The sequence below is a fragment of the Bradyrhizobium sp. Rc3b genome (assembly GCF_900114915.1).
Classification (GTDB): domain Bacteria; phylum Pseudomonadota; class Alphaproteobacteria; order Rhizobiales; family Xanthobacteraceae; genus Bradyrhizobium.
Genome location: NZ_FOUS01000010.1, coordinates 154,167 through 179,465, shown reverse-complemented (window position 1 = coordinate 179,465; position 25,299 = coordinate 154,167). Strand labels below are relative to the sequence as shown.

Here is a 25,299-nt window from a genome sequence, read left to right as displayed (position 1 = left end):
GGTACATGACCGCCTATCTGAAGCTCGACCACATCGACAAGGTCTTCACCCGCGGCGCCGCCACCACGGAGGTGCTGAAGGAGATCAATCTCACGATCGAGAAGGGCGAATACGTCTCGATCATCGGCCATTCCGGCTGCGGCAAGTCGACCCTGCTCAACATCATCGCGGGGCTGACCAACGCCACCACCGGCGGCGTGCTGCTGGAGAATCGCGAGGTCAACTCGCCGGGGCCCGACCGCGCCGTGGTGTTCCAGAACCACAGCCTGTTGCCGTGGCTCACCGTGTACGAGAACGTCAGACTCGGCGTCGACAAGGTCTTTGCCAGGACCAAGTCCCGCGCCGAGCGCGACGCCTGGGTCTTGCACAATCTCAATCTGGTGCAGATGGCCCATGCCAAGGACAAGCGTCCTTCCGAAATCTCCGGCGGCATGAAACAGCGCGTCGGCATTGCGCGGGCGCTGGCGATGGAGCCGAAGGTGCTGCTGCTGGATGAGCCGTTCGGCGCGCTCGACGCACTGACCCGTGCTCACTTGCAGGACTCGGTGATGGCGCTGCATCAGAAGCTCGGCAACACCATTTTGATGATCACTCACGACGTCGACGAGGCCGTGCTGCTGTCCGACCGCATCGTGATGATGACCAATGGGCCGAGCGCGCGCATCGGCGAGGTGCTGGAGGTGCCGTTGGTGCGCCCGCGCAAGCGGCTCGAGCTCGCCACCAACACCACCTATCTGAAGTGCCGCCAGCGCGTGCTCGAATTCCTCTATGAGCGTCATCGCTTCGTCGAGGCCGCGTAACGAAGAGTTAACGCAAGCGGATGCCTGCGCACAAATAATCGACATCCCGCTCAATCCTTGTGCGTCGCACAAGGATTGAGCGAATCGCAAATTTTGCGTGCGAAAAAGCCCTGCAAAAATTTCTGGCAATACGAATAACGTCCTGAAATCCCTGTATTTCCAGCGTGCGCGCAACTGGCACGGAAATTGAAATGTCTTTGCGCGACGCCAACGACGACGTCCCTCAACATCATCAATCAGCATCGTGAACTCGCCACCGGGGTGAAGCCTCGGAGCGCGCCTCCATGTGAGGCAGAGCCTGCAACGACGCAGCGGTGAGCCTGGAAGGGATACTCAATGACGAAGAATCCTACTTGGATTTCAGACTGGCGCCCCGAAGATGAGGCGTTCTGGAATGCGACTGGCAAGACTATCGCGCGACGCAACCTGATCTGGTCGATCGTGGCCGAGCATATCGGCTTCTCGGTCTGGCTGATCTGGAGCATCGTCACCACCAAGCTGCCGCAGGCGGGCTTTCACTACTCGACCGACCAGCTGTTCCAGCTGATCGCGGTGCCGGGGCTGATCGGTGCCCTGATGCGCTTTCCCTACACTTTCGCGGTGACCACGTTCGGCGGTCGCAACTGGACCATCTTCAGCGCGGCGATCCTGTTCATTCCGACCTTGTCGCTTGCCTATTTCGTGAGCCAGCCCGATACGCCGTTCTGGCTGATGCTGCTGATCGCCTCGACCGCGGGTCTCGGCGGCGGCAACTTCGCCTCCAGCATGACCAACATCTCCTTCTTCTTCCCCGACCGGATGAAGGGCTGGGCGCTCGGCCTGAACGCGGCCGGCGGCAATATCGGCGTCTCCAGCGTGCAGCTCCTGACCCCGATCCTGATGACGCTCGCCGTCTTCAACCTGTTCCAGGCGACGCCGGTCGACGGCATCTTCCTGCAGAACGCCGGCCTGATGTGGGTGCTGCCGATCGCGATCGCGGTGTTCGGTGCCGTGTTCTTCATGAACAACCTGACCACGGCGAAGTCGTCGGTGAAGAACCAGCTTGCGATCGTCAAGCGCAAGCACACCTGGATCATGGCGTATCTCTATATCGGCACGTTCGGCTCGTTCATCGGCTATTCGGCTGCGTTTCCGCTGCTGATCAAGACCCAGTTCCCGCAAATCACGATTGCGATCGCGTTCCTGGGGCCGCTGGTCGGCTCGCTGTCGCGGCCGCTCGGCGGCTGGCTTGCCGACAAGATCGGTGGCTCGGTCATCACCTTCTGGAACTTCATCGTGATGGCGGGCGCAACGGTCGGCGTGCTCTACTTCGTCGGGCAAAAGGATTTCATCGGCTTCCTGTCGATGTTCCTGATCCTGTTCGTGACGACGGGCATCGGCAACGGATCGACCTATCGCATGATCCCCTCGATCTTCCGCGAAGAGAACCTGTTCAAGGTGCGCGGCAAGGGCGATGCGGCGCGCGCGCTCGCGCTGAAGACGGCGAGCATCGAGAGTGGTGCGGCGGTCGGCTTCATCGGCGCGATCGGCGCCGTTGGCGGCTACCTGATCCCGACCGGTTTCGGCAAGTCGATCGCCCTGACCGGCGGCCCCCAGCTCGCGCTCGCGATCTATCTCGGCTTCTACGCCAGCTGCCTCGGCTTGACGTGGTGGTTCTACCTGCGTCGCGGCCCGCAGGGTGAGGGCGCGTCAAGCCTCGCGGAGGCGCGAGTCTGACACTTGGTACGAATCTCGCTTCTCCCCGTACGCGGGGAGAAGCATTGCCCGACAGTTTGACCATGAACCTGGTTCGCAATGGCGCGCACCAAGGCAAACCCAACAGGCAGGAGAACATCATGACGCCAGAACAGATCACCCTCATCCAGCAGAGCTTCGCCAAGGTCGCGCCGATTTCGCAAGCTGCCTCCGTGCTGTTCTACGATCGTCTGTTCGAAGTGGCGCCGTCCGTGCGTGCGATGTTCCCTGAAGACATGACCGAGCAGCGCAAGAAGCTGATGGGCATGCTCGCCGCCGTCGTCAGCGGCCTCTCGAACCTGGAGACGATTCTTCCCGCGGCCTCCGCGCTCGCCAAGCGTCATGTCGCCTATGGCGCCACCGCCAAGCACTACCCCGTGGTCGGCGAGACCCTGCTGTGGACCCTTGAGAAGGGCCTTGGCGACGCCTGGACGCCGGAATTGGCAAAGGCCTGGACCGACGCTTACGGCGTGCTGTCCGGCTACATGATGTCCGAGGCCTATGGCGCGCAAGCGCAGGCCGCTGAATAGGAGATGCCTCGTGAGTGAACCGCTGGTCATCGTCGGTAACGGTATGGCAGCCGCGCGTCTGGTCGACGAGCTCGCCAAGTCCGCACTCGGCCGCTACGCGGTCGCCGTGATCGGCGAAGAGCCGCGGCTCGCTTACAATCGCGTGCTGCTTTCATCCGTGCTGGCCGGCGAGACCGGCTCGCACGAGATCGAGCTCCGCCCGGCCGATTGGTGGCGCCATCGCGGCGTCACGGTGCGCTACGGCTATCGCGTCACCGAGATCGACACCGGCCGCCGCGAGCTCAAGATCGAAGGCGAGGAGAGCATGGAATATTCCAAGCTCGTGCTCGCCACCGGATCGACGCCGCTGCGGCTGAATTTGCCGGGTGCCGATCTCGCCGGTGTGCACACGTTTCGCGATACGCGCGACGTCGACCTTTTGCTGACGCTGGCCGCTGCGAAGAAGCGCGTTGTCGTCGTCGGCGGCGGCCTGCTCGGGCTCGAGGCAGCCTACGGCCTTGCCAAGGCCGGTGCGCCGGTGACGCTGCTGCATTTGATGGACCGGCTGATGGAGCGTCAGCTCGATGGGCCGGCCGCCGACCTGCTCAAGACGCTGGTCGAGCGCAAGGGCATCCGCATCCTGCTCAATGCCTCGACCGCCCGCATCCATGGCGATGGTCATGTCGAGGCCGTCGAGCTTGCCGATGGCAGCCGCATCGAGGCCGATGCGGTGATCTTCGCCGCCGGGATCAAGCCGAACGTGGCGCTTGCCAAGGACGCCGGCATCGCCGTCAACCGCGGCATCGTCGTCAACGATGTGATGCAGACGGCATCGCCCGACATTTTCGCGCTCGGCGAATGTGCCGAGCATCGCGGCACCTGCTATGGCCTGGTCGAGCCCGCCTATGAGCAGGCGCGGGTGCTGGCACGGCATCTGGCCGGCCGGCCCGCCGCCTATCAGGGCAGCGTGGTCTCGACCAATTTGAAGGTCTCTGGCGTCAGCGTGTTCTCCGCCGGCGACTTCATGGGCGGGGAGGGCAGCGAGAGCCTGGTGCTGACCGACCGCAGGCGCGGCACCTACAAGAAGCTCGTGATCGCCGACGGCCGGCTCACCGGCGCGGTGCTGATCGGCGATACCGTCGATGCGCTCTGGTATCTCGAGCTGATCCGCAATCGCGAAAAGGTGGCGGCGATCCGCACCGACATGATGTTCGGCCGCGCGCTTGCGCGTTCTTCCGAGGCGGCTTGATAGAGCCGGCGTGACAAGGCAGCTTGATATGACGGCGATCGATCCCGCGCTTCGTGCCACCAAGACGACCTGTCCCTATTGCGGCGTCGGCTGCGGCGTGCTGGCGACGCCGGATGGCAAGGGCGGTGCGGCGATCGCGGGCGATCCTGACCATCCCGCCAATTTCGGCCGGCTGTGCTCGAAAGGCTCAGCGCTCGGCGAGACCGTTGGCCTCGAAAGCCGTCTGCTCTATCCAATGATCCGCTGTAAGGGCGCGCTCGAACGCGTCGCCTGGAGCGATGCGCTCGATCATGTCGCCCATCGCATGCAGCACATCGTGGCGCGCGACGGCGCCGACGCGGTCGCGTTCTATCTCTCCGGTCAGCTCCTCACCGAGGATTACTACGTCGCCAACAAGCTGATGAAGGGCTTTGTCGGCACGGCGAATGTCGACACCAATTCACGGCTCTGCATGTCGTCCTCGGTCGCCGGCCATCGCCGCGCCTTTGGCGCCGACACAGTCCCCGGCTGCTACGAGGATCTCGACCAGGCCGATCTGCTGGTCTTCGTCGGCTCGAACGCGGCCTGGTGCCATCCGGTGCTGTTCCAGCGCATGCTGAAGAACCGTGGGGAGCGCGGTGCGCGCATGATCGTGATCGACCCGCGCCGCACCGACACTGCGAGCGATGTCGATCTGTTCCTCGGCCTCAAGCCCGGCACCGATACCGCGCTGTTCTCCGGTCTGTTCGTCCATCTCGCCGACAATGGTGCGCTGGACCAGGACTACATCGCGCAGAACACGAGCGGTTTCGACGATGCGCTGGCGCGTGCGCGCAGCATCGCCGGCAGCGTCACTGCGACGGCGCTCGCGACGGGCCTCTCCGAGCAGGACGTCGCCACCTTCTTCAAGATGTTCCGCGACACGGACCGCGTCGTCACGCTGTATTCGCAGGGCGTCAACCAGTCGGCTCAGGGCACCGACAAGGTCAACGCGATCCTGAACTGTCACCTCGCGACGGGACGCATCGGCAAGCCCGGCGCCTCGCCGTTCTCGCTCACCGGCCAGCCCAACGCGATGGGCGGCCGCGAGGTCGGCGGTCTCGCCAATATGCTCGCCGCGCATATGGGCTTCACGCCGCCCGACATCGATCGTGTCAGGCGGTTCTGGAAGGCGCCGCGCATCGCCACCCATGAGGGCTTGAAGGCGGTGCAGCTGTTCGAGGCGATCCATCGCGGCGAGGTCAAGGCGCTCTGGGTGATGGGCACCAATCCCGCGGTGTCGCTGCCCGATGCGGACTTCGTGCGCGAGGCGTTGAAGAAGCTCGAGCTGTTCGTGGTCTCCGAGAACGTGCTCTCCAACGACACGGTCGATGCCGGTCCGCATGTGCTGCTGCCGGCGCTCGCCTGGGGCGAGAAGTCGGGTACCGTGACCAATTCCGAGCGCCGCATCTCGCGCCAGCGCTCATTCCTGCCGGCTCCGGGAGAGGCGCGGCCGGACTGGTGGATCCTGAGCGAGACGGCAAAGCGTCTCGGCTTCGGCGACAGCTTCAACTACAAATCCGCCGCGGAGATTTTCCGCGAGCATGCTGCGCTCTCGGCGTTCGAGAACGACGGTAGCCGCGATTTCGACATCGGCGCGCTCACCGGGCTGTCGAACGAGGCCTTCGACGCCTTGAAGCCGGTGCAGTGGCCGGTGCGCGAAGGCGAGACGTCCAGCGAGCGCTTCTTTGCAAAGGGCGGCTTCTTCACCAATGACGGCAAGGGCCGCTTCGTCGCGCCGGAGGTGCCGTCGCTGCGCGGCGAGACCGGCGCCTCGCGCCCGCTCAGGCTCAATACCGGACGCATCCGCGACCAGTGGCACACCATGACGCGCACGGGTCTCAGCCAGCGGCTGGGCGCGCATCTGCCGGAGCCCTTCGTCGAGATCCATCCTGATGATGCCGGCAAATACGGCATCGTTCACGACGGCTATGCCCGCGTTACCACCGATTACGGTCAGTGCATCCTGAAGGTCGTCGTCAGCGACAGCACTCAGCGTGGCACGTTGTTCGCGCCGATCCATTGGAGCGCGATGAATGCCTCGCATGGCCGCGTCGGAGCACTGGTTCAGTCCTTCACCGATCCGTTCTCGGGGCAGCCGGAATCCAAGGCGACGCCGGCCGCGATCGCGCCTTACGAATTCGTCTTCCGTGGCTTTGCGCTGTCGCGGAAGCAGCTCGATCTGCCGCCGAACCTGTTGTGGACCCGCGTCACGGTCACCGGCGGTTTCGGCTATCTCTTCGCCGACAACGCCGACCTTTCGCGCTGGCCGGCCTGGGTCGAGAGCGTCGCCGGCGAGGACGTCGCCGACTATCGCGATTTCGGCGGCGGGGTCTATCGTGCGGCCTCGTTCACGGGTGATCAGATCGAAACTTGCTTGTTCGTCGGTCCCGCGCATGACGCCGGCGATTGGGAGGTGGTGAAGAGCCTGTTCGTGGCCGACCACGTCAGCGACGATCAGCGCCGCATGTTGCTGTCAGGCAAGTCCGGCGAGGGCGCCGCCTCGACCGGGCCGATCGTCTGCGCCTGCTTCGGTGTCGGCCGCGGCACCATCTGCGAGACCATCGCGGCCGGCGCGCGCTCGGCTGCCGAGATCGGCGCCAAGCTCAAGGCCGGCACCAATTGCGGCTCCTGCATTCCGGAGCTGAAACGCCTGATTGCAACGACGGACGTGGCACCGGTGAAGCAGGCGAAGGTCGTCGCATAGGCTCGGCTGTCATCGCCCGGCTTGACCGGGCGATCCAGTACGCCGAGACATCTGTGATGAAGCGGTGAGGCCGCGGCGTACTGGATTCCCCGCTTTCGCGGGGAATGACAGTGAGGGCGAGGCGCCATGCCTCCGCCTCAATCGACGCGCCGTCGATTGTGCCCTATGCTGCGCGCTCCCCCTCAACACGTCCAAAACAACAATGATGTACCTGGAAACGCCGCCGCGCCTGATCGAAACCAAGCTCTTCTCCACCATGCCCGAAAAGTTCCGCCGCAAGGGCGTGCGGACCGATTGGGCCGATGCCAACCGGCCGAATGTGCCGACCGACAGCTTCATCGAGGGGCCTTCCTTCGACAGGGACGGCAATCTCTACATCGTCGACATTCCCTTCGGTCGCATCTTTCGCATCGCGCCTGACGGTGAGTGGTCGCAGGTCGTCGAATATGAGGGCTGGCCGAACGGACTGAAGATCGCCGCGGACGGGCGCATCCTGGTGGCCGACTACAGGCACGGCATCATGGAGCTCGACGCCAAGGCTGGCCGCATCAAGCCCATCCTGACTGCGCGCAATTCGGAATCGTTTCGCGGCTGCAACGATCTGCATCTTGCTTCCAACGGCGACATCTATTTCACCGATCAGGGCCAGACCGGCCTGCACGACCCCAGCGGTCGCGTCTATCGTCTCGCATCGAATGGCCGGCTCGATTGCCTGATCGACACCGGTATCAGCCCGAATGGCCTGGTGCTCGACCCAACAGAAACCGTGCTGTTCGTCGCGATGACGCGCGACAACGCGGTGTGGCGGTTGCCGTTCATGAAGGACGGCAGTGTGTCCAAGGTCGGCCGCTTCTGCTCGCTGTTCGGCACCAGCGGTCCCGATGGCTTGACCATTGACGCCAAGGGCCGCCTGTTCGTCGGTCATGCCTCGCTCGGCCACGTCTTCGTGTTCGCGCCGAACGGCGAGCTGATCGCGCGGATCAGGTCATGTGCGGGGCCGAATTGCACCAATGTCGCGATCGGTGGCGAAAGCAAGGACCGTCTCTATATCACGGAGTCATCGACCGGCAGCGTGCTGGTTGCTGATATCAGCGGATTGAACTCCTGAGCTTCGTGGCAGTTGCCCGAGCGGAGGAGCGACAGCGGAGACGAACATGAACGCAAAACTCTTCGGCAAAACCGGCGCCAACGTCTCCGTCATCGGGCAAGGCACCTGGTATCTCGACCACGGCGACCGCAAGCGCGCGATTGCCGCGCTTCAGCGCGGGCTTGATCTCGGTATGACCCACATCGACACCGCCGAGATGTATGGCGATGCCGAGCTCGTCATTGCCGATGCGATCACGGGTCGTCGTGATGAAGTGTTTCTCGTCTCCAAGGTGTTGCCGAGCAACGCGTCGCGCGGCGGAACCATCACCGCCTGCGAGCGGTCGCTGAAGCGGCTGAAGACCGACCGTCTCGATTGCTATCTCCTGCACTGGCGCGGTTCCTATCCGCTCGAAGACACCGTCGCCGCGTTCGAGGAACTGGTGAAATCAGGCAAGATCAAATCCTGGGGCGTTTCCAATTTCGACGCCGACGATCTCGACGAGATTCTCGATGTCGCCAGCGAGGATCGTATCGCCTGCAATCAGGTGCTCTATCATCTGAAGGAACGCGCGATCGAGCACGCGGTGATCCCGTGGTGCGAGCGGCATGGTGTCGCCGTGGTCGCCTATTCCCCGTTCGGTCATGACGATTTCCCTGATGCACGCAGCAAGGGCGGTGCCGTGCTGGCGCGCATCGCAGAGGCTCGTCGCGTGACGCCGCGTCAGGTCGCGCTCAGCTTCCTCACCCGTGCGACTACGGTGTTCGCGATTCCGAAGGCCTCGTCCGCCGAACATGCCGGCGAGAATGCGGCGGCCGGTGATCTCGTGCTGACGAAAGACGAGATTTCGGCGTTAGATGCGGCGTTTCCGCGCGGGGCGAAGCCGCGCAGCCTGCCCATGCTGTAACGCACAAACGGCCATTATTAACGGAGCATTGACGCGCGCGGCGGCTCGCGCATATCGGCATCCTGTTTTCGGAAGTTGTGAACGCGCCGCATTTGTCGTTTTTTACAACCGTTCTCGATTCGCATTTTCCCGGGTTCCAGCCGTGACACCGCCGCCCGCCGCAGCCGCAAGGCTCGACAGTATTCCCATGCCCGTGCCGGAGAAGAAGCAGACGGCTCGCCGTGCGCCTGCGCGCGTCGACCATCCCTTCAAGGGCATTGCGCTGGTGCTGCTGTCGACGATCTTCCTCGGCTGCTCCGACACCACCGCGAAATATCTCTCGACCAGCCTGCCGTCGATCGAGATCACCTGGATCCGCTTCGTCACGTTCGCGCTGATGTTCACGCCGGTGATGCTGCCGGGCTCGCCGCTGCATGCGATGCGCACCGAGCGGCTCGGCCTGCAGCTGATGCGCGGCGCCGCGCTGCTCGGCTCCTCGCTGTTCTTCATCACCGGCCTGAGTTTCCTGCCCATCGCGGAAGCTTCCGCCACCGGCTTCGTTTCGCCGCTGTTCGTCACTGCGCTGTCGATCGTCTTCCTGAGCGAGAAGGTGGGCCTGCGACGCTGGATCGCGACTGGGATCGGCCTGACGGGCGTGCTGATCATCCTGCGGCCGGGCACCAGCGCGTTCCACGCCGCCGCGTTCTTCCCGATCATCTCGGCGTTCTGCTGGGCGGCGGCGCTGATCCTGACGCGCATGATGAGCGGACGTGAAGCCGTGCTCACCACGATGGCGTATTCCGCGCTCACGGGCGTTGCGATCCTTTCCGTGATGGTGCCGTTCGTCTGGGTCACGCCGACGTGGACCGCGATTGGCCTCGGCATCGTGATCGGCGTCGCCTCGACCGTCGGCCAGTGGATCATCGTGCTGGCCTATCGCTATGGCGATGCCTCGGTGCTGGCGCCGTTTTCCTACACCCAGTTGCTGTGGGTCAGCATTCTCGGCTTCTTCATCTTCGGCGAGGTCCCCGAACTCTGGACGGTCGTCGGTGCCGCCTTCATTGTCGCAAGCGGTCTCTACATCGCCCATCGCGAGCGTATCCGCCGCGCCCAGCTGCTGGTGCTGGAAGAGCGTTCCCCGAACCCCTGACGCAAGTTCGCGCGCCCCGTTACGTGCTATCAACGGCTCCAACAATACGGGAGGAGCCGGATGCGCGCTGCGATTTTCAGGAACGGTGAGATTGTCGTCGACAGGATGGCCGAGCCGAAGCCGGGCCCCGGCCAGGTGCTGGTCAAGACGCTCGCCTGCGGCATCTGCGGCTCCGACCTGCATGCGCGCCAGCATGCGTCGCGGATGGTGGAGATGGCCAGGAAGACCGGTCGCACGCCGATGGATCTGTCGCGTGACGTCGTGTTCGGTCACGAATTCTGCTGCGAGATCGTCGATTACGGCCCCGGCGCGGAACGCAAGTTCAAACCGGGGACGCATGTCTGCTCGCTGCCCGCGCTGGTGACGCCGGATGGCATCAAGGGAATCGGCTACTCCAACGACTTCGTCGGCGGCTATGCGGAGCAGATGATTTTGAGCGAGCCGCTCCTGCTCGAAGTGCCCAACGGTCTTGTGCCGGAACATGCAGCATTGACCGAGCCGCTCGCAGTCGGCATTCACGCCGTGGCAAAGGCCAATATCCGGGGCGGCGAAGTGCCGCTCGTCATCGGTTGCGGCCCTGTCGGGCTCGCGGTGATCGCGGCGCTGAAGATCAAGGGGCTGCACCCGATCGTCGCCGCCGACTATTCACCAGCGCGGCGCACGCTCGCGGCAAAGCTCGGCGCCGACGTCGTCGTCGATCCCAGGGTGTCGCAGCCCTATGCGACCTGGGCCGAGCACGCGCAGATGTCGGACGCCGAAAAGGCGGCGAGGCCGCCGTTCCAGGCCATGCTGCCGGCGCTGAAGCCCGCGATCATCTTCGAATGCGTGGGTGTGCCAGGCCTGCTGCAGCAGGTGTTCGAAGGTGCACCGCGTGACGCGCGCATCGTGGTGGTCGGTGTCTGCATGGAGACCGACAAGAGCGAACCCATGCTCGGCATCATGAAGGAGCTCAACGTCCAATACGTGCTCGGCTACACGCCGGACGAATTCGCAGGCTCACTGCGCCTGATCGCGGAAGGGCAGGTGGATGCGGCGGCGATGGTCACGGCCGAGGTCGGCATCGACGGCGTCGCCAAGGCGTTCGCCGATCTCGCCAATCCTGAAGCCCACACCAAGATCATCGTGCAGCCGTGGCGGTGACGGTCTCGTAGGGTGGGCAAAGGCGCAAAGCGCCGTGCCCACCATCTTTCCCGATTCAAACGCAGATGGTGGGCACGCTTCGCTTTGCCCATCCTACGAGACCTGAGTCCATACCCATGCAGGCCGAATTCGTTCGCCCCCGTCAATATTTCGCCGGCACGTACATCTCCGGCGGAACCGGGCCGCGCTGATAGTCGGGGTGGCGGACGCGCGGCGGCAGCATCACCGGCGCGCGAGCGACCTCCTGATACGGGATCTGGCTGAGGAGATGCGCGATGCAGTTGAGCCGCGCGCGCTTCTTGTCGACGGCATCGACGATCCACCATGGTGAGTCCGGCAGGTGCGTGTGCTCGAGCATCGTCTCCTTGGCCTTGGTGTATGCCTCCCAGCGGCTGCGCGCCTCGACGTCCATCGGGCTCAGCTTCCACTGCTTGAGCGGATCCTTGATGCGCATGGTGAAGCGGAACTGCTGCTCGTCGTCGGTGATCGAGAACCAGTATTTGACCAGGATGATGCCGGAGCGAATCAGCATGCGCTCGAACTCGGGCACCGTCTTGAAGAATTCCTGGTACTCCTCCTCCGAGCAGAAGCCCATCACGCGCTCGACGCCGGCGCGGTTGTACCAGCTGCGGTCGAACAGCACGATCTCGCCGCCGGCCGGCAGGTGCGACACGTAGCGCTGGAAGTACCATTGCGTGCGCTCGCGCTCGCTCGGGGCGGGAAGCGCCGCGACGCGGCAGATGCGCGGATTGAGGCGCTGGGTAATACGCTTGATGACGCCGCCCTTGCCGGCGGAGTCGCGCCCCTCGAACAGCACGACAACCTTCTTGCGCTCGCTTTGCACCCAGTCCTGCAGCTTGACCAGCTCGCCCTGGAGCCGCAGCAGCTCCCGGAAATAGAGCTTGCGATCGACCGTCGGACCCGGTGTGTCGGTTTCGTCCAGGAGCTCGTCGAGCCTCGTGTCATCGAGCTCCATCTCCAGCTCCTCGTCGAGGTCGTCGGCCATCTCCTGAATGATGCGCTCGCGCTTGGCGGTTTGGAAGGTGCGGTCGGATGCGGTCATGGGCTTCTTCTCTCGGCTAGGGTGCCAGTGTTACCAACGACCATCGGCGGGGTTTGTTGCGTCCATGTGACAGCCGCTCTGTCACGCTGAGGCAGGTCACACCGGCAGCGCGATCGAATATTTCACCTGGCTCAGCGCAAAGCTCGACTCGATCGAGGCGATGCCGTCGAGCCGGGTCAGCTTGGTCTTGAGAAACGTCTCGTAGGAGGCGAGGTCGGCCGCGACGACGCGCAGGAGGTAGTCGCGGTTGCCGGTCATCAGATAGCACTCCAGCACCTCATCCCATTTCGAGATCGCGCGCGCGAAGCGGTTGAGATCCTCCTCCTTCTGCCGCGCCAGCTTGATCGAGATGAAGACGCTGACATGCAGGCCGAGCGCCTTCTGGTCCACGGTCGCAACGTAGCGGCTGATGACGCCGCGCTCCTCCAGCAGCTTGACCCGGCGATGGCAGGGCGAGACCGAGAGCCCGACCTTGTCGGCGAGTTCCTGCATGGTCAGCCGGCTGTCGGCCTGAAGCAACGCGAGGATTTTGCGGTCGATGGCGTCGAGCTCTGGCATTGGGATGAAACCTGTATATTCGGGGTAATCATTAGTATGGTATCCCAATATCGGGTGGTATTGCGCGAAAAATTGAGAAGTTTGGCGCCTCCCACGGGCGTATCATCGTGGCACCTGTTCCCGGGAGCCTTGCCATGCCCGTCGATACCGCCCGCCTCGACACCTTGACCGCGCTGAGCCGCAAGGCGCTGTGGCTGTCGTCCTGGACCATCCACCATGCCAACCACATCCGCCCCAATGCCGACGGCTTGAAGGTCGGGGGACATCAGGCCTCGTCCGCCTCGCTCGCCACCATCATGTCGGCGCTGTATTTCCACGTGCTGCGGCCTGAGGACCGCGTCGCGGTGAAGCCGCATGCGAGCCCGGTGTTCCACGCCATCCAGTATCTGTTCGGCCGGCAGAGCCGCGAGAAGCTGGAGAACTTTCGCGGCTTCAAGGGCGCGCAGTCCTATCCCTCGCGGACCAAGGACGTCGACGACGTCGATTTCTCCACCGGTTCGGTCGGCCTCGGCGTTGCGCAGACGCTGTTCGCTTCGGTGGTGCAGGACTACGTCAAGGCGCATGGCTGGATGAAGGATCGCCGCGAAGGGCGGATGATTGCGCTCGTCGGCGATGCCGAGATGGACGAAGGCAACATTTTCGAGGCGCTCGCCGAGGGCTGGAAGCACGGCCTGCGCAACACCTGGTGGGTGGTCGACTATAACCGCCAGTCGCTCGATGCCGTCGTGCGCGAAGGGCTCTGGGAAAAGTTCGAGACCATGTTCCGCAATTTCGGCTGGGACGTCGTCATCGTGAAATACGGCCGCCTGATGCGCGAGGCCTTCGCCGAGCCCGGCGGCGAGGCGCTTAAAGCTTGGATCGACAATTGCCCGAATGCGCTCTACGCCGCGCTCTGCTTCCAGGGCGGCGCCGCGTTCCGCAAGCATCTGCATGACGAGATCGGCGACCAGGGCCCGGTCACCAGATTGATCGACAAGCGCAGCGACGACGAATTGCTGGCGCTGATGTCGAATCTCGGCGGCCACGACATGGCGAGCATGCTGGAGGCGTTCGAGTCCATCGATCACGACCGTCCGGTCTGCTTCATCGCCTACACCATCAAGGGTGTCGGCTTGCCGTTCCAGGGTCACAAGGACAATCACGCCGGCCTGATGACGGTCGCGCAGATGGAGAAATATCGCGACAGCCAGAACATCCGGCCCGGTCACGAATGGGAGAAGTACGAAGGGCTCGCGCAATCCGCCGCCGAACTCGACGCGTTCCTCGCGCGCGTGCCGTTCAACCAGGATGGCCGCCGGCTGACCGCGCCCGTCGTCGAGGTGCCCCAGCAGCTCGCGTTCAAGCCGTCACCGCAGATGTCGACCCAGCAGGGCTTTGGCCTCGTGTTGAACGAGATCGCGCGCAGCGACAGTGAGCTGGCAAGGCGCATCGTCACGACCTCGCCCGACGTCACGGTGTCGACCAATCTCGGTCCGTGGGTCAACCGGCGCGGCCTGTTCGCGCGCGCCGAGAAGGCGGACTTATTCCGCAGCGAGAAAATTCCCTCCACGTTCAACTGGGACTTTTCGCCCAAGGGCCAGCATCTCGAGCTTGGAATTGCCGAGATGAACCTGTTCATCATGCTCTCGGCGCTTGGGCTGTCGCACCAGATCAACGGCGAGCGGCTGCTGCCGGTCGGCACGCTCTATGATCCCTTCATCGAGCGCGGGCTCGATGCGCTGAACTACGCCTGCTACCAGGACGCGCGCTTCATGGTGGCGGCGACGCCATCAGGCATCACGCTCGCGCCCGAGGGCGGCGCGCACCAGTCGATCGCAACGCCCCTGATCGGCATGGCGCAGGATGGGCTCGCCTCGTTCGAGCCGGCCTTCGTCGACGAGCTCGCCGTGATCATGGCCTTCGGGTTTGAGCACATGCAGCGCGAAGCGGGCGAGGGCGGCTCGGTGTACCTGCGGCTGTCGACGCGCAGCATCGAGCAGGCGCAGCGGATCATGACGCCGGAGCTGCAGCAGGGCATCACCGACGGCGCTTATTGGCTGCGCAAGCCGGGCCCGAATGCCGAAGTCGTGATCGCCTATACCGGCGCGGTGGCACCTGAGGCGATCGAGGCGACCGGCTTCATCGGCGAGAGCCGGCGCGACATCGGCCTGCTCGCGATCACCTCGGCGGACCGCCTCCATGCGGGCTGGACCGCCGCGCGGAAATTGCGGCGGGATCGCCGCGGCGTGCAGCATCTCAGCCACATCGAAAAGCTGCTGGCGCCGCTGCCGCGCGACTGCGGCATCGTGACCGTGATCGACGGCCATCCCTCCGCGCTCGGCTGGCTCGGCAGCGTCCGCGGCCACCGCGTCGAGGCGCTCGGTGTCGAGCAGTTCGGCCAGACCGGCACGATCGCCGACCTCTATCGGCACTACGGCATTGATGCCAACGCCATCATCGATGCGGCCGAAAGCCTCACCACCGGCGCGCCGGTGCTGCATCGGAAGATGGCGGTGTAGTGGAAGTAATCGAGGTGTCATTCCGGGGCGGCTCGAAGAGCCGAACCCGGAATCTCGAGATTCCGGGTTCGATGCTTCGCATCGCCCCGGAATGACGGCTGAGAGAACCTTGCCACGTTCCCGCCATCGGCTCATATAACCTCCGTCCGCCGCAACGCTGGCCCCGCATATGGCGGGTTCAATTGCCGGCGCTTTCGTGCAAGGATGCCTGCCGAAACGCCCCCACATGCCCCCAAGAAGAGGTTAACGATGGTCAATCGCATGCAATTCTACATCGACGGCGCCTGGGTCGATCCCGCCGTCAAGAAGTCCACCGCCGTGGTCAATCCCGCGACGGAAGAGGCGATGTACGAGGTTGCGCTGGGCTCCAAGGCCGACGTGGACAAGGCGGTTGCCGCCGCCAAGCGCGCCTTCGCAACCTTCTCCCAGACCAGCCGCGAGGAGCGCGTCGCGCTGCTCACCAAGGTCATCGAGGTCTACAAGGGCCGCCTCAAGGAGATCGGCGCCGCCGTCTCCGACGAGATGGGCGCGCCGCTGCCGATGGCGGAGAAGCTCCAGGCCGGTGCCGGCCTCGGCCATCTTATGACCACGCTCGACGTGCTCAAGAACTACCATTTCGAAGAGCCGGTCGGCACCGCCATGGTGCTGCGCGAGCCGATCGGTGTGGTCGGCATGATCACGCCCTGGAACTGGCCGCTCAATCAGATCGCCTGCAAGGTCGCGCCCGCGCTCGCCGCCGGCTGCACCATGATCCTGAAGCCGTCGGAGTTCACGCCGACCTCGGCGCTGATCTTCGCGGAAATCCTCCATGAAGCTGGCGTGCCCAAGGGCGTGTTCAACCTCGTCAACGGCCTCGGCCCCGAGGTCGGCGCCGCCATGAGCGAGCACCCCGATATCGACATGATCTCCTTCACCGGCTCGACCCGCGCCGGCATCGACGTGGCCAAGCGCGCCGCGCCGACCGTGAAGCGCGTCAGCCAGGAGCTCGGCGGCAAGTCGCCGAACGTCATCCTCGAAGGCGCCGACCTCATGAAGGCGGTGACCGGCGGCGTGATGCACATGTTCAACAACTCCGGCCAGTCCTGCAACGCGCCCTCGCGCATGATCGTGCCGCTGTCCAAGATGAAGGACGTCGCCGCGATCGCGAAGGCCGTCGCCGACAAGACCAAGGCCGGCGATCCCCGCGCTGAAGGCACCACCATCGGCCCCGTCGTCAACCGCGGCCAGTGGGACAAGATCCAGGGCCTGATCAAGAAGGGCATCGACGAGGGCGCAACGCTCGTCGCCGGCGGCCCGGGCTTGCCCGAAGGCGTCAACAAGGGCTTCTATGTCCGCCCCACCATCTTCGCCGACGTCACTCCTGACATGACGATCGCTCGCGAAGAAATCTTCGGGCCGGTGCTGACCATCATCGGCGCCAAGGACGAAGCCGAAGCCGTGCAGATCGCCAACGACACGCCGTATGGCCTTGCCGGCTACGTCACGGGTGCCTCGGTCGAAGACGCCAAGCGCGTCGGCCGCCAGATCCGCGCCGGCAACGTCAACCTCCAGGGCGTGCCCAACGACCGCACCGCGCCGTTCGGCGGCTACAAGCAGTCGGGCAACGGACGCGAGTGGGGCAAGTACGGCCTCGAGGACTTCCTCGAAGTGAAGGCCGTCGCCGGTTTCAACGCGGCGTAAGTTTTAGCGCGTGAACGAATGACGCCGGAGCGGGCAACCGCTCCGGCGTTTTTGTTTTGGGCGGCGTGTCGCGAAGGCGAGGTGCCGTAGGGTGGGCAAAGCGAAGCGTGCCCACGTCTTCGCGCCCGCGACGGCGCGGTGGTGGGCACGTCGCTTACGCTCCTTTGCCCACCCTACGAGACCGTCATTTGTGGAGCGCCTATCCCCCCATCGCCCCCTGCGTGTTCACATACAGCGCGTAGATCGACTGGCTCGCTGCCATGAACAGGCGGTTGCGCTTGACGCCGCCGAAGCAGACGTTCGCGCAGCGCTCGGGCAGGGCAATGCGGCCGATCATGACGCCGTCGGGCGCGAACACCACGACGCCGTCGAGCTCGGGATCTCCCATGCCCCAGCCGCACCAGAGATTGCCGTCGATGTCGCAGCGCATGCCGTCCGGCGTGCCAGGACCTGCATCGATGTGGACGCGCTTGTTGGAAATCTCGGTGCCGTCAGCCGAGACGTCATAGGCGAGGATTTTTCGGTTTGGCACGCCGCGGGATTCCACGACATAGAGGATCTTTTCATCCGGCGAGAAGCACAGCCCGTTCGGCCCGAGCACCCCCTCGGCGACAATGGTCGCCTTGCGCGTCTCGGGATCGAGCCGGTAGACATTCGGCTCGATCTCGGGCTCGGCCTTGTAGCCCTCGTAATTGCCGAGCAGGCCGAAGGTCGGATCGGTGAACCAGATCGAGCCGTCCGATTTAACAACGACATCGTTCGGCGAGTTCAACCGCTTGCCGTTGAATTGATCCATCAGCACGGCGACGCTGCCGTCATACTCAGTGCGCGTCACGCGCCGCCCGCCATGCTCGCAGGTGACGAGCCGGCCCTGCCGGTCGCGCGTGTTGCCGTTGGCGAAGTTCGAGGGCTTGCGGAACACGGAGACCGCGCCGGTCTCCTCCTCCCATTTGACGATGCGCTGGTTCGGGATGTCGCTGCACAAGAGATAGCGCCCGTCGCCGAACCACACGGGACCCTCGGCCCAGCGCAGGCCGGTCGCCAGCCGCTCCACTGCGGACAATTTCAGCCAGTATTTTTCGAAACGGGGATCGAGTGCACGAATGGCCGGGTCGGGGTAATACGTCGCCGGCCGCCAGCCTGGCCGCTCCTGGGTGTGGGACGATGCCTCATTCATGTCGGTTCTCTCGTTTCGTTCCCTCTGGACAATGCTGCTATCATTAGAGACACGTGACCGCAAATCGGTCACCAACGGCGAGGGAAGACATGCCGCGTATTTTGATGACGGGAGCTTCGGGCGGAATCGGCACGAGCCTGCGAAGACTGCTGCCGCCGATCTATTCGGATCTCCTGCTGTCCGACATCAAGCCGCCGGCCGATCTCGGCGCGAACGAGAAGTTCAAGGCAGCGGACCTCGCCGATCTCGCGCAGTGCGAGGCGATCTGCGAGGGCGTCGACGGCATCATTCATTTCGGCGGCTATTCGGTCGAAGGTAACTGGGATCAGATCCTCCAGGCCAACATCATCGGCGGCTATAATCTGTTCGAGGCGGCCTACCGCAAGGGCGTCAAGCGCGTGGTGTTCGCCTCGTCGAACCACGCCGTCGGCTTCTATCCGCGCCACCACAAGATCGGCACCGACGTGACCCCGCGCCCAGACGGTCGCTATGGCGTCAGCAAGGTGTTCGGCGAAGCCGTCGGCGCGCTCTATGCCGACAAGCACGGGCTGAAGGTGACGTGCCTGCGCATCGGCAATTTCGGCGACATGCCGCTCGATCAGCGCCGGCTCTCGATCTGGCTCAAGCCCGACGACCTCGTGCAGCTCTGCCGCATCGGGCTCGAGCATCCCGACATCCATTTCGAAATCTTCTACGGTGCATCCCTCAACGAGCGCGCCTGGTGGGACAACAGCCGCGCCTACGAATTCGGCTACCGCCCCACGGGGCGCGCCGAGGATTTCCGCGAGCACGCGATGGCCGAGCAGGCCAAGCTGAAGCCGGATCCGGTCGGCGATTATTTCCAGGGCGGCACGTTCTGCAGCATGGAGTTCGATGCGGATCCGGACCGGATCATCGACTGGAAGAAGCGCTAGGGAGCGCGCTCGACATCGTGAGAGCGGCCGAGTTCTGCTTGGCCGCTCAAATCGTAGGTTCGCCGGATCAGAACAGGCCCGGGATCAACATCGCCACCTTCTCCCTGTAGTGTCGGTACTGATCTCCGAAAAGAGTGATCAGGTCGCGCTCCTCCAACCAGATGCCGACGAAGATGTAGGCCGTCGTCACCATCGCGAACAGCATGTGCCCGAGCGTCATGGTAGGCGTCGACCAGAACGCGATAATGAAGCCGAGATAGATAGGATGCCGGATCAGGCGGTAGAGGCCCGGCGTCCTGAACTTCATCGGCTCGGCGAGCCGCCCCGCAAAGTGGCTGACGACTTGCGTCAGTCCGAACAATTCGAAATGGCTGATCAGAAACGTGCTGTACAGCACGATGAGCCAGCCGGCGAAGCTGCCGGCGACCGCGGCGTAGGCTGCCATCGGCGTCTCTATCTCCCAAACCGCGGCGGTGATGGGACGCCATTGCCAGAACAGCCGGATCAGGCTCAGGCTTGCCAGCAGCACATAGGTGCTGCGCTCGAGCGCGGGTGAGGCGAAGGCGGCGAACAGCTTCTTGAAGCCCTGGCGAGCCATGCCGCTGTGCTGGACGGCAAACAGGGACATCAGCGCGAGATCAATCAAGAGGGCCTGTGCGGTCGAACCCGCCACGCCGCTGTCGATCGTCTTGGGCATGATGAATTGCGAAATGAAGCCGACGGCGTAGAGAAAGGTCCCGAAGAAGATGAGATAGGCAAGGAGGCCATAGCTGAGCACGAAGCTTCGTGCCAAGAGCGAGCTTGCGGTCTGAGTAGGTCCGTTTTGCATGGTGATGGACATGATGGAGTTTCCAGTTCAGTGGTGAGGGCTTGAACGGCTGTTTCAGCGGGCGGTGTCACCGCCGCCTTCGTCAGGTTGAAAAGGCTGTCGGAACCGTCGCGCCCTTGCGCACTTGCCAGGGCTTTTCTGGACCACTGCGCCGCCGCTCACGCCTTCGGTGCGATGGTCGCCGAACGTCGTTGCAGCCGAAGCCAGAGCAAGCGACATCAGGACGGCCCCGAACGTCCCGATCGCCACCGCGACGATTCTGGATTTGAAATTCTTGAAACAGGAGATCTTGGCTTCGGAAGCGTCGGATTGGATGAAAGAACTCATGACAATTTCCTCGAATTGAAGCTGTTGCTGGAAATGCAAATCCTCTCATGATGAAGCGTGTCTCGAACCGTGCCATCACCGCTGGCCGTGGTGCCGCCGCAACCCTTCGCGAACTGCATTGCGGCCTTCTCGCGGTTCGCCAGCATGCTGGCGACGGACTGGTTGATGAGCCGGCGAAGCCGCAACAGGATGCCGGCGAGATATCGCTGCGAGGGGCTCGGTGCGGGCGGCGCCTGAGACTGAACGGACATTTTCTTATCCTTTCATGGAATCCCGAGTCGATGACGGCGCCCGCGCTGATTTGCTATTCGGCGGCGACCGTCTGCGGTGTGGGATCGCCGCGGACGACCACTGTCGTGGCGACCTTGTAGAACTCCTCGCCCGGCATGCCGACGCGCCGTGCATGCTCGCGGATCGACTCCCCATCGCGCGCTTCATAGATGCAGAAGGTACCGATGCGGCCGTCGGCCTCATGGACCACATAGCTGCGGATCCAACGGACGCGGTCGGACATCTGCTCGTTGCCGATCCGAGCGGACTTCGCGCCGGCGGCTTCCAGTTCGCTCAAATTTGCCCAGGCGCTCGGGCGGCGGATGACATAGAGTTCCATCAGACATCTCCTCGGGGGTTGTTGCCGGCGGTCGGAAGCGACCCGGGCCGTGAGGAGCTATAGGGGCGACCGGTGCTGACCGTCCTTACCGCGGGCTGATCATTGCCTGATCCTTGTCTGAACCTTTTCCGCATTGCCTGGACTTAACGATATGACCCTCAGGTTTGGACCCTTCGAGCTCGATGAAGAGGGCCGTGCGCTCATCCACGCGCAGCGGGAAGTCGCGTTGCAACCACGTGTGTTCGATCTGCTGGTCTACCTGACGCGCAACCGGGATCGGGTCGTCACCAAGGAAGAACTGCTCGATACCCTCTGGCCTGATGTAACCGTCACCGACAATTCGTTGCAGCGGGCGGTGAGCATGCTGCGTGGCGTGCTGCGCAAGGGTGGCATGGATAGTGCCATCCGGAACATGCCGGGCAGGGGATATCGTTTCTGCATCGACGGCGTATCGGAGATGCAGCTCGCCGCTCCCCAGACGACGGGCGGGCAAGTTCCGGACGTGCGGGCGCAAGCTCAGCGCGCCGCTGACGTGCAAGCCTGGGACGAAGCCGCAGCGTTGTTCGAGGCGGCCGATACCGTCGGACCGCTCGATGGCGCCGACTTGCACCGATGGGCGCTGGCCTTGCAGTGCACCGGCAAGGCCGATGCGGCCCTGCCTCTTTTGGCTCGTGCGGTTGCTGCCCATACCAAGGCGAGCAACGTGCCGCTGGCCGTCATCGATGCCGTCACACTCGCCGGCTTGCACTTCGAGCGCGGCCAGGCGGCGATTGCCAAGGGCTGGCTGGCACAGGCGGAGGACTGGGCCTCCGAAGTCGAGGATCCCGCCACGACTGCGCTCATTCTCTGGATGAAGTCGAAGGTCGCCGCGTTCGACGGCGAGCCTGAACAGGCGCTTTCGCTTGCCGATATCGCGTACAGCATGGTCCGGCACAAGAACGCTGTTGGCATCGAGGCGCTGAGTCTTGCTTATCGCGGGTTCTACCGGCTGTGTCTGGGCGATACACGCGCTGGCCTAGCGGATCAGGACCTCGCCGCTGCGATGGCGCTCTCCAGCGGCGATATCGATCCGATCGTCGGAGGCATCCTCTACTGCAACATTCTGTGGGCGGCGCGGATGTTCGGAGATTGGGCCAGGGCCGACCAGTGGACGCTGGGTTATCAGAAATATTGCACCGAGAGCGGGATGGAATTGTCCGGCTCCTGCCAGCTTCATCGGTCAGAAGTTCTCGGTGTCAGGGGCTCGCTCGGCGAAGCTTTGCTCCGAATTCAGGACTCGTTGGCACGGCTTACCGGTGACGCGCCTTGGGCGATCGGCGATGCCAATCGCGTGCTTGGCGACGTTTACGCAGCGATCGGCAATGAAGACGACGCGCTCGAAGCCTATGAAAAGGCCTACGCGCTCGGCTGGTGCCCGGAACCCGGTCGCGCCATGCTGTTGCTGGAGCGAGGCGAAGCGGAGGCGGCTTACGCCAGCCTCGAGCGCAGTCTGATCGGAAAGTCCTGGTGGACCCTGCAGCGGCGTGGGATCCTGTTCGCACATCTGGCACTCGCGGCCGCGTACACGGGCCGTCGTGAGCAGGCGCTTGAACTGATCGAGGAGCTCTCCGGAAGTCCGGACCGGTGGCCGATGCCGTCGATCCGCGCATTGACGAACGAAGCGCAGTCGGTCCTCGCGCATGCGCGCGACGACTATGAGGCAGCGCTGCGACATCTGCATCTGGCCCGGCAATTGTGGTCGAGCATCGACGGACGAGTGCAGGCCGTCGGGTTGAGGCTGCGGATCGCGAAGCTGCAATTGGCGCATGATGACGTTCGAGGCGCCTCGGCGGAAATTCATGCGGCGCAGCTCGTGGCTGGCGAATTGGGCTCGCGGAAGTTCGAGGCTGAGTGTGCGGCTTTGCGACGCGGGGCCGATATGCGTGCGACGGGACGCGCTGCCTAGCGATCGTCCGCGATACCTACCCTGTCTTGTCAAGCGGCACGTGATTTTTCGTTCGGGTCAGCCGGTGCCGCCAAATGCTTTGGTTTCTCGCCCCTTGATGTGGATCAACGGTGCTCCAGCGTTTCGGCTTTCGATCTGTGCGATCGGAATTCAGCAACGGTTGCGTTGATGACGCCGCAAAAGCTGCAGCGAAAGCCACGACAATGAAAATCAAATTGTCAGTCGCGATATTCGCGATGATCGTTTCCGGACCGGCGCTAGCCGTACCTCTCACCGAGGCCGAGGCGGCATTCCTGGACCAGCTCGTCACGGCATCCGTGGTGCTCGAACAGCGATGCGACGGTTACGAGGTCGATGGCAGCGGCAGCGTTCAGCTCGGCGCCCGGCTGCTCGGCAGTCCCGACGTCGCGATGGCCATGATCGACGCCTATGCTGCGGCCATCAAGGCCCGCGACGGCGAGAGCTACGATCCCCGCAAATTCCGTCCCGAGGTGTCCGACGCGGCCCGCAAAACGTTCAGACGGGTCCGAACGGACCTGATCCAAAACCCGAAAAGGGCCTGCGCCGATTATGGCGAGACCAGCGTGGAGCGTGGCCTGCTGAGGCGGTACTGACATCGTTAGTGACGTGATCGCATGACCTGTCGTACGTCATTTGGCAACGCGCGCTTCCTGTTTCTTGGTCACGTGCCAGAGCACCACATGGTAATGCGGCACATCCACGCCGGGGTGACCTGGGTTGAAGTAGAAGCTGACGTGGTCAACTGGTCCTGCTGACCCCGCCCCCTCCAACGTTTTGTGATCGTCGATGTCCTTGTTCGGGACCATGTAGACGGTCGCGACCAGACGGTCCCTGCGATCGAAGGTCAGGAACGGCCCCAGCGGCAAGGTGTCGGGCTTGACGAATATAGTGCCGAGGCCCGGAAAGAACTTCGGAAAGTTCACGAGATCGCTGACCCGCTGGTATCCGTTTTTTTCCGCGACCTCCCGCTGGTTTGGTGGTGGACGAACGACTTTGTGCTTTCTATGTGCCTTCTTTCGGTGAGGGGCTGTCCTGGTTTTGTCGACCTCGTCGGCCGGTGGCGCTGTGCCCGGGAGCAGCTGCGGAGCTTGTGGCCAGAAGGGAGCAAATTGGGCGGCGGGGCGCCTCACATCGGCGATCAAGGCGAGCAACGCAACAAGGGCTGCGCCCACCACGGTTTTGCGCATCGATACCTCCCGAGGTTTGTTTGCCCAAGTCTGCTCACTTGGCCGGATTGCGTTCTCTCCAGCGCAGGAAATCCCGAAACAGTTCTTCGCGATCAGGTAGATCGGCAGTTGGCTTTCCCTCGATGAACCGGCCGAACGCCTTGCGAAGCGCGGCTTCCCCTCCCGATTGCTGCTGGAGCCAGCGCTCTGCCGGTCGGAATCGTCGCCATCCAGGGAGTTGTGCGGCCAGGTTTACTTCGCGCCACTTAGGATGATGGGCGTCCCCGAGAAATTCGGGAAAGCGCGTGAACAATGTCTGGACGAAGAACTCCAGCAACCGAAATCGCTCGTTGCCGCTCGGCCAGTTGTAGGCGAAGAGGGCGGATTTGATCGCGATCGTGTCAACGCTCGCTTCGGCGGCGATCAGATTCGGGTAATCCTTGTGGCGGAACGTCGATGGCAGATAATCTTGTTGCAGCAGCTCGTTGAAGTAGGGGATCGGCAGGAGGTGAATACCATCGAGTTGCGAGACCTGCGTCAGGAAGCTGAGCGGTTTTCCTGAGACCAGCAGAGCGGCGGAGAGATCTCCCTTCCTCAGACCATCCAGCGCGGCCTCCGGTCCCAGGTTCGACTCCATGATCTCGACGCCCAGACGGTTCAACACTTCGCGGCCGAGAATGGCGCCGGCACTGCCGTCGTCCCCGAGATTGACCCTCTTTCCCGAAAGCTCCGTCAGGCTTCCGATTTCCGCCCGTGCGAGAAGATGGAACTCTTCGATATAGAGCGGGGCAATGTAGGTCAGCCTGTCAGAAATATCCCCGAAGGTCCTTGTCTCCCGGAGCCGGTCGACGAGGACGACGGGCGAAATCGCCACGTCGGCACCTGCGAGGGTGAGCACATCAAGGACGTTGCGGACACCGCCGTCTCCCACGATGGGCAGGACCCGCAATGCGACTTGGCCATGAGGACCGGTCTCCTGACCGCCGGCGAGCGTGGTCGCAATGTCCTGAGCGATCGCGAATTCAGTGCATTGCGGCGAACCGGTTACAAATCCCACCGTAAACGGGTCCGCAGGTCGTCCCGTTTCCTTCTTCGGGGTGCCTTCCTTTCTCGGAGACACCTTCGTGGATTCGCTCGGAGAAGCCGACGGCCGCTTTTGCGCGAAAGAATCCTGGACCTGTCCGCCGAGCCAGGCCGCCGCAATCAATGCGATGAACAAACCGGTCCGCAT

At 63.7% G+C, this 25,299-nt stretch carries 23 protein-coding genes; 14 read left to right on the top strand and 9 right to left on the bottom strand.

The genetic code is table 11. The annotated features are described in order from the left end of the window. The first annotated feature begins 5 nt into the window (after positions 1-5). The 9 genes from BM190_RS24000 to BM190_RS23960 all read left to right on the top strand — a co-directional run bounded on the left by BM190_RS24000 (position 6) and on the right by BM190_RS23960 (position 11,280). On the top strand, positions 6-800 hold the full coding sequence (locus tag BM190_RS24000) for an ABC transporter ATP-binding protein (protein ID WP_092259676.1): 795 nt from the start codon (positions 6-8) through the stop codon (positions 798-800). A gap of 336 nt (positions 801-1,136) precedes the next feature. Next, positions 1,137-2,516 (top strand): MFS transporter, encoded by a 1,380-nt coding sequence (locus BM190_RS23995; RefSeq protein ID WP_018322790.1) that lies wholly within the window; start codon positions 1,137-1,139, stop codon positions 2,514-2,516. A 119-nt stretch (positions 2,517-2,635) separates the two neighbouring features. Continuing rightward, complete coding sequence (locus tag BM190_RS23990; RefSeq protein ID WP_092259963.1) at positions 2,636-3,064, top strand: globin family protein; 429 nt, start codon at positions 2,636-2,638, stop codon at positions 3,062-3,064. A 10-nt stretch (positions 3,065-3,074) separates the two neighbouring features. Then, positions 3,075-4,292, top strand: a complete 1,218-nt coding sequence (locus tag BM190_RS23985; protein WP_177237257.1) for an NAD(P)/FAD-dependent oxidoreductase — start codon at positions 3,075-3,077, stop codon at positions 4,290-4,292. A gap of 28 nt (positions 4,293-4,320) precedes the next feature. Beyond that, positions 4,321-7,017 carry a nitrate reductase gene (locus BM190_RS23980; protein ID WP_092259672.1) on the top strand — a complete coding sequence of 899 codons (2,697 nt, stop codon included), beginning with the start codon at positions 4,321-4,323 and terminating at the stop codon, positions 7,015-7,017. A gap of 205 nt (positions 7,018-7,222) precedes the next feature. After that, positions 7,223-8,125: an SMP-30/gluconolactonase/LRE family protein gene (locus tag BM190_RS23975; RefSeq protein WP_092259670.1), complete on the top strand. Its 903-nt coding sequence runs from the start codon at positions 7,223-7,225 to the stop codon at positions 8,123-8,125. Positions 8,126-8,171: 46 nt separating this feature from the next. Further along, entirely contained in the window at positions 8,172-9,011 is an 840-nt protein-coding gene (locus BM190_RS23970) for an aldo/keto reductase (protein ID WP_092259668.1), read from the top strand. Positions 9,012-9,198: 187 nt separating this feature from the next. Further along, positions 9,199-10,140, top strand: a complete 942-nt coding sequence (locus BM190_RS23965; protein ID WP_177237275.1) for a DMT family transporter — start codon at positions 9,199-9,201, stop codon at positions 10,138-10,140. Positions 10,141-10,200: 60 nt separating this feature from the next. Continuing rightward, positions 10,201-11,280, top strand: a complete 1,080-nt coding sequence (locus BM190_RS23960; RefSeq protein ID WP_092259664.1) for a zinc-binding dehydrogenase — start codon at positions 10,201-10,203, stop codon at positions 11,278-11,280. 142 nt (positions 11,281-11,422) lie between these two features. Here the strand turns inward: BM190_RS23960 and ppk2 are convergent, their stop codons facing one another. Together ppk2 and BM190_RS23950 are read right to left on the bottom strand one after the other, a co-directional pair. After that, on the bottom strand, positions 11,423-12,343 hold the full coding sequence (gene ppk2 / locus BM190_RS23955; RefSeq protein WP_092259662.1) for a polyphosphate kinase 2: 921 nt from the start codon (positions 12,341-12,343) through the stop codon (positions 11,423-11,425). A 96-nt stretch (positions 12,344-12,439) separates the two neighbouring features. Further along, complete coding sequence (locus tag BM190_RS23950; protein ID WP_028144303.1) at positions 12,440-12,901, bottom strand: Lrp/AsnC family transcriptional regulator; 462 nt, start codon at positions 12,899-12,901, stop codon at positions 12,440-12,442. A 134-nt stretch (positions 12,902-13,035) separates the two neighbouring features. On the opposite strand from BM190_RS23950, the gene BM190_RS23945 reads away from it, so the two are divergent. Both BM190_RS23945 and BM190_RS23940 read left to right on the top strand, forming a co-directional pair. Then, the gene (locus BM190_RS23945; protein WP_092259660.1) at positions 13,036-15,399 is read left to right on the top strand and encodes a thiamine pyrophosphate-binding protein; all 2,364 of its coding nucleotides are present in this window, start codon (positions 13,036-13,038) and stop codon (positions 15,397-15,399) included. Positions 15,400-15,648: 249 nt separating this feature from the next. Then, positions 15,649-17,079, top strand: a complete 1,431-nt coding sequence (locus tag BM190_RS23940) for an aldehyde dehydrogenase family protein (protein WP_092259658.1) — start codon at positions 15,649-15,651, stop codon at positions 17,077-17,079. Between the two features lie 199 nt (positions 17,080-17,278). Here the strand turns inward: BM190_RS23940 and BM190_RS23935 are convergent, their stop codons facing one another. Next, positions 17,279-18,256 (bottom strand): SMP-30/gluconolactonase/LRE family protein, encoded by a 978-nt coding sequence (locus BM190_RS23935; RefSeq protein ID WP_092259656.1) that lies wholly within the window; start codon positions 18,254-18,256, stop codon positions 17,279-17,281. Between the two features lie 89 nt (positions 18,257-18,345). On the opposite strand from BM190_RS23935, the gene BM190_RS23930 reads away from it, so the two are divergent. Beyond that, on the top strand, positions 18,346-19,170 hold the full coding sequence (locus tag BM190_RS23930; RefSeq protein WP_092259654.1) for an NAD-dependent epimerase/dehydratase family protein: 825 nt from the start codon (positions 18,346-18,348) through the stop codon (positions 19,168-19,170). Positions 19,171-19,237: 67 nt separating this feature from the next. Here the strand turns inward: BM190_RS23930 and mddA are convergent, their stop codons facing one another. Genes mddA through BM190_RS23910 form a run of 4 tightly spaced genes read right to left on the bottom strand, consistent with a single transcriptional unit; the run spans position 19,238 to position 20,936 of the window. Then, positions 19,238-20,011, bottom strand: a complete 774-nt coding sequence (gene mddA, locus BM190_RS23925) for a methanethiol S-methyltransferase (protein WP_092259652.1) — start codon at positions 20,009-20,011, stop codon at positions 19,238-19,240. A gap of 42 nt (positions 20,012-20,053) precedes the next feature. Beyond that, positions 20,054-20,365, bottom strand: coding sequence for a hypothetical protein (locus BM190_RS23920; RefSeq protein WP_143109072.1), 312 nt, complete (start codon positions 20,363-20,365; stop codon positions 20,054-20,056). Beyond that, positions 20,323-20,577: a hypothetical protein gene (locus BM190_RS23915; protein ID WP_092259648.1), complete on the bottom strand. Its 255-nt coding sequence runs from the start codon at positions 20,575-20,577 to the stop codon at positions 20,323-20,325. Before BM190_RS23915 ends, BM190_RS23920 begins: the two co-directional genes overlap by 43 nt. A 53-nt stretch (positions 20,578-20,630) precedes the next feature. After that, the gene (locus BM190_RS23910; protein WP_092259646.1) at positions 20,631-20,936 is read right to left on the bottom strand and encodes a nickel-binding protein; all 306 of its coding nucleotides are present in this window, start codon (positions 20,934-20,936) and stop codon (positions 20,631-20,633) included. Positions 20,937-21,087: 151 nt separating this feature from the next. On the opposite strand from BM190_RS23910, the gene BM190_RS23905 reads away from it, so the two are divergent. After that, positions 21,088-22,881, top strand: coding sequence for a winged helix-turn-helix domain-containing protein (locus BM190_RS23905; RefSeq protein WP_092259644.1), 1,794 nt, complete (start codon positions 21,088-21,090; stop codon positions 22,879-22,881). Between the two features lie 203 nt (positions 22,882-23,084). Further along, positions 23,085-23,495, top strand: a complete 411-nt coding sequence (locus tag BM190_RS23900) for a hypothetical protein (RefSeq protein WP_092259643.1) — start codon at positions 23,085-23,087, stop codon at positions 23,493-23,495. A gap of 36 nt (positions 23,496-23,531) precedes the next feature. Here BM190_RS23900 and BM190_RS23895 read toward each other — a convergent pair whose 3' ends face one another. Continuing rightward, positions 23,532-24,089 (bottom strand): hypothetical protein, encoded by a 558-nt coding sequence (locus BM190_RS23895; protein ID WP_092259641.1) that lies wholly within the window; start codon positions 24,087-24,089, stop codon positions 23,532-23,534. Between the two features lie 34 nt (positions 24,090-24,123). Further along, a complete protein-coding gene (locus BM190_RS23890; RefSeq protein ID WP_092259639.1) occupies positions 24,124-25,299 on the bottom strand; it encodes a TAXI family TRAP transporter solute-binding subunit in 1,176 nt (391 codons plus the stop codon).

Excerpts from the sequence above, each read along its gene's own strand:
- BM190_RS24000 (WP_092259676.1), top strand. The coding sequence starts at position 6 with ATGACCGCCTATCTGAAGCTCGACCACATCGACAAGGTCTTCACCCGC.
- BM190_RS23995 (WP_018322790.1), top strand. The coding sequence starts at position 1,137 with ATGACGAAGAATCCTACTTGGATTTCAGACTGGCGCCCCGAAGATGAG.
- BM190_RS23990 (WP_092259963.1), top strand. The coding sequence starts at position 2,636 with ATGACGCCAGAACAGATCACCCTCATCCAGCAGAGCTTCGCCAAGGTC.
- BM190_RS23980 (WP_092259672.1), top strand. The coding sequence starts at position 4,321 with ATGACGGCGATCGATCCCGCGCTTCGTGCCACCAAGACGACCTGTCCC.
- BM190_RS23975 (WP_092259670.1), top strand. The coding sequence starts at position 7,223 with ATGTACCTGGAAACGCCGCCGCGCCTGATCGAAACCAAGCTCTTCTCC.
- BM190_RS23970 (WP_092259668.1), top strand. The coding sequence starts at position 8,172 with ATGAACGCAAAACTCTTCGGCAAAACCGGCGCCAACGTCTCCGTCATC.
- BM190_RS23965 (WP_177237275.1), top strand. The coding sequence starts at position 9,199 with ATGCCCGTGCCGGAGAAGAAGCAGACGGCTCGCCGTGCGCCTGCGCGC.
- BM190_RS23960 (WP_092259664.1), top strand. The coding sequence starts at position 10,201 with ATGCGCGCTGCGATTTTCAGGAACGGTGAGATTGTCGTCGACAGGATG.
- ppk2 (WP_092259662.1), bottom strand. The coding sequence starts at position 12,343 with ATGACCGCATCCGACCGCACCTTCCAAACCGCCAAGCGCGAGCGCATC.
- BM190_RS23950 (WP_028144303.1), bottom strand. The coding sequence starts at position 12,901 with ATGCCAGAGCTCGACGCCATCGACCGCAAAATCCTCGCGTTGCTTCAG.
- BM190_RS23945 (WP_092259660.1), top strand. The coding sequence starts at position 13,036 with ATGCCCGTCGATACCGCCCGCCTCGACACCTTGACCGCGCTGAGCCGC.
- BM190_RS23940 (WP_092259658.1), top strand. The coding sequence starts at position 15,649 with ATGGTCAATCGCATGCAATTCTACATCGACGGCGCCTGGGTCGATCCC.
- BM190_RS23935 (WP_092259656.1), bottom strand. The coding sequence starts at position 18,256 with ATGAATGAGGCATCGTCCCACACCCAGGAGCGGCCAGGCTGGCGGCCG.
- BM190_RS23930 (WP_092259654.1), top strand. The coding sequence starts at position 18,346 with ATGCCGCGTATTTTGATGACGGGAGCTTCGGGCGGAATCGGCACGAGC.
- mddA (WP_092259652.1), bottom strand. The coding sequence starts at position 20,011 with ATGTCCATCACCATGCAAAACGGACCTACTCAGACCGCAAGCTCGCTC.
- BM190_RS23915 (WP_092259648.1), bottom strand. The coding sequence starts at position 20,577 with ATGTCCGTTCAGTCTCAGGCGCCGCCCGCACCGAGCCCCTCGCAGCGA.
- BM190_RS23910 (WP_092259646.1), bottom strand. The coding sequence starts at position 20,936 with ATGGAACTCTATGTCATCCGCCGCCCGAGCGCCTGGGCAAATTTGAGC.
- BM190_RS23905 (WP_092259644.1), top strand. The coding sequence starts at position 21,088 with ATGACCCTCAGGTTTGGACCCTTCGAGCTCGATGAAGAGGGCCGTGCG.
- BM190_RS23900 (WP_092259643.1), top strand. The coding sequence starts at position 23,085 with ATGAAAATCAAATTGTCAGTCGCGATATTCGCGATGATCGTTTCCGGA.
- BM190_RS23895 (WP_092259641.1), bottom strand. The coding sequence starts at position 24,089 with ATGCGCAAAACCGTGGTGGGCGCAGCCCTTGTTGCGTTGCTCGCCTTG.
- BM190_RS23890 (WP_092259639.1), bottom strand. The coding sequence starts at position 25,299 with ATGCGGACCGGTTTGTTCATCGCATTGATTGCGGCGGCCTGGCTCGGC.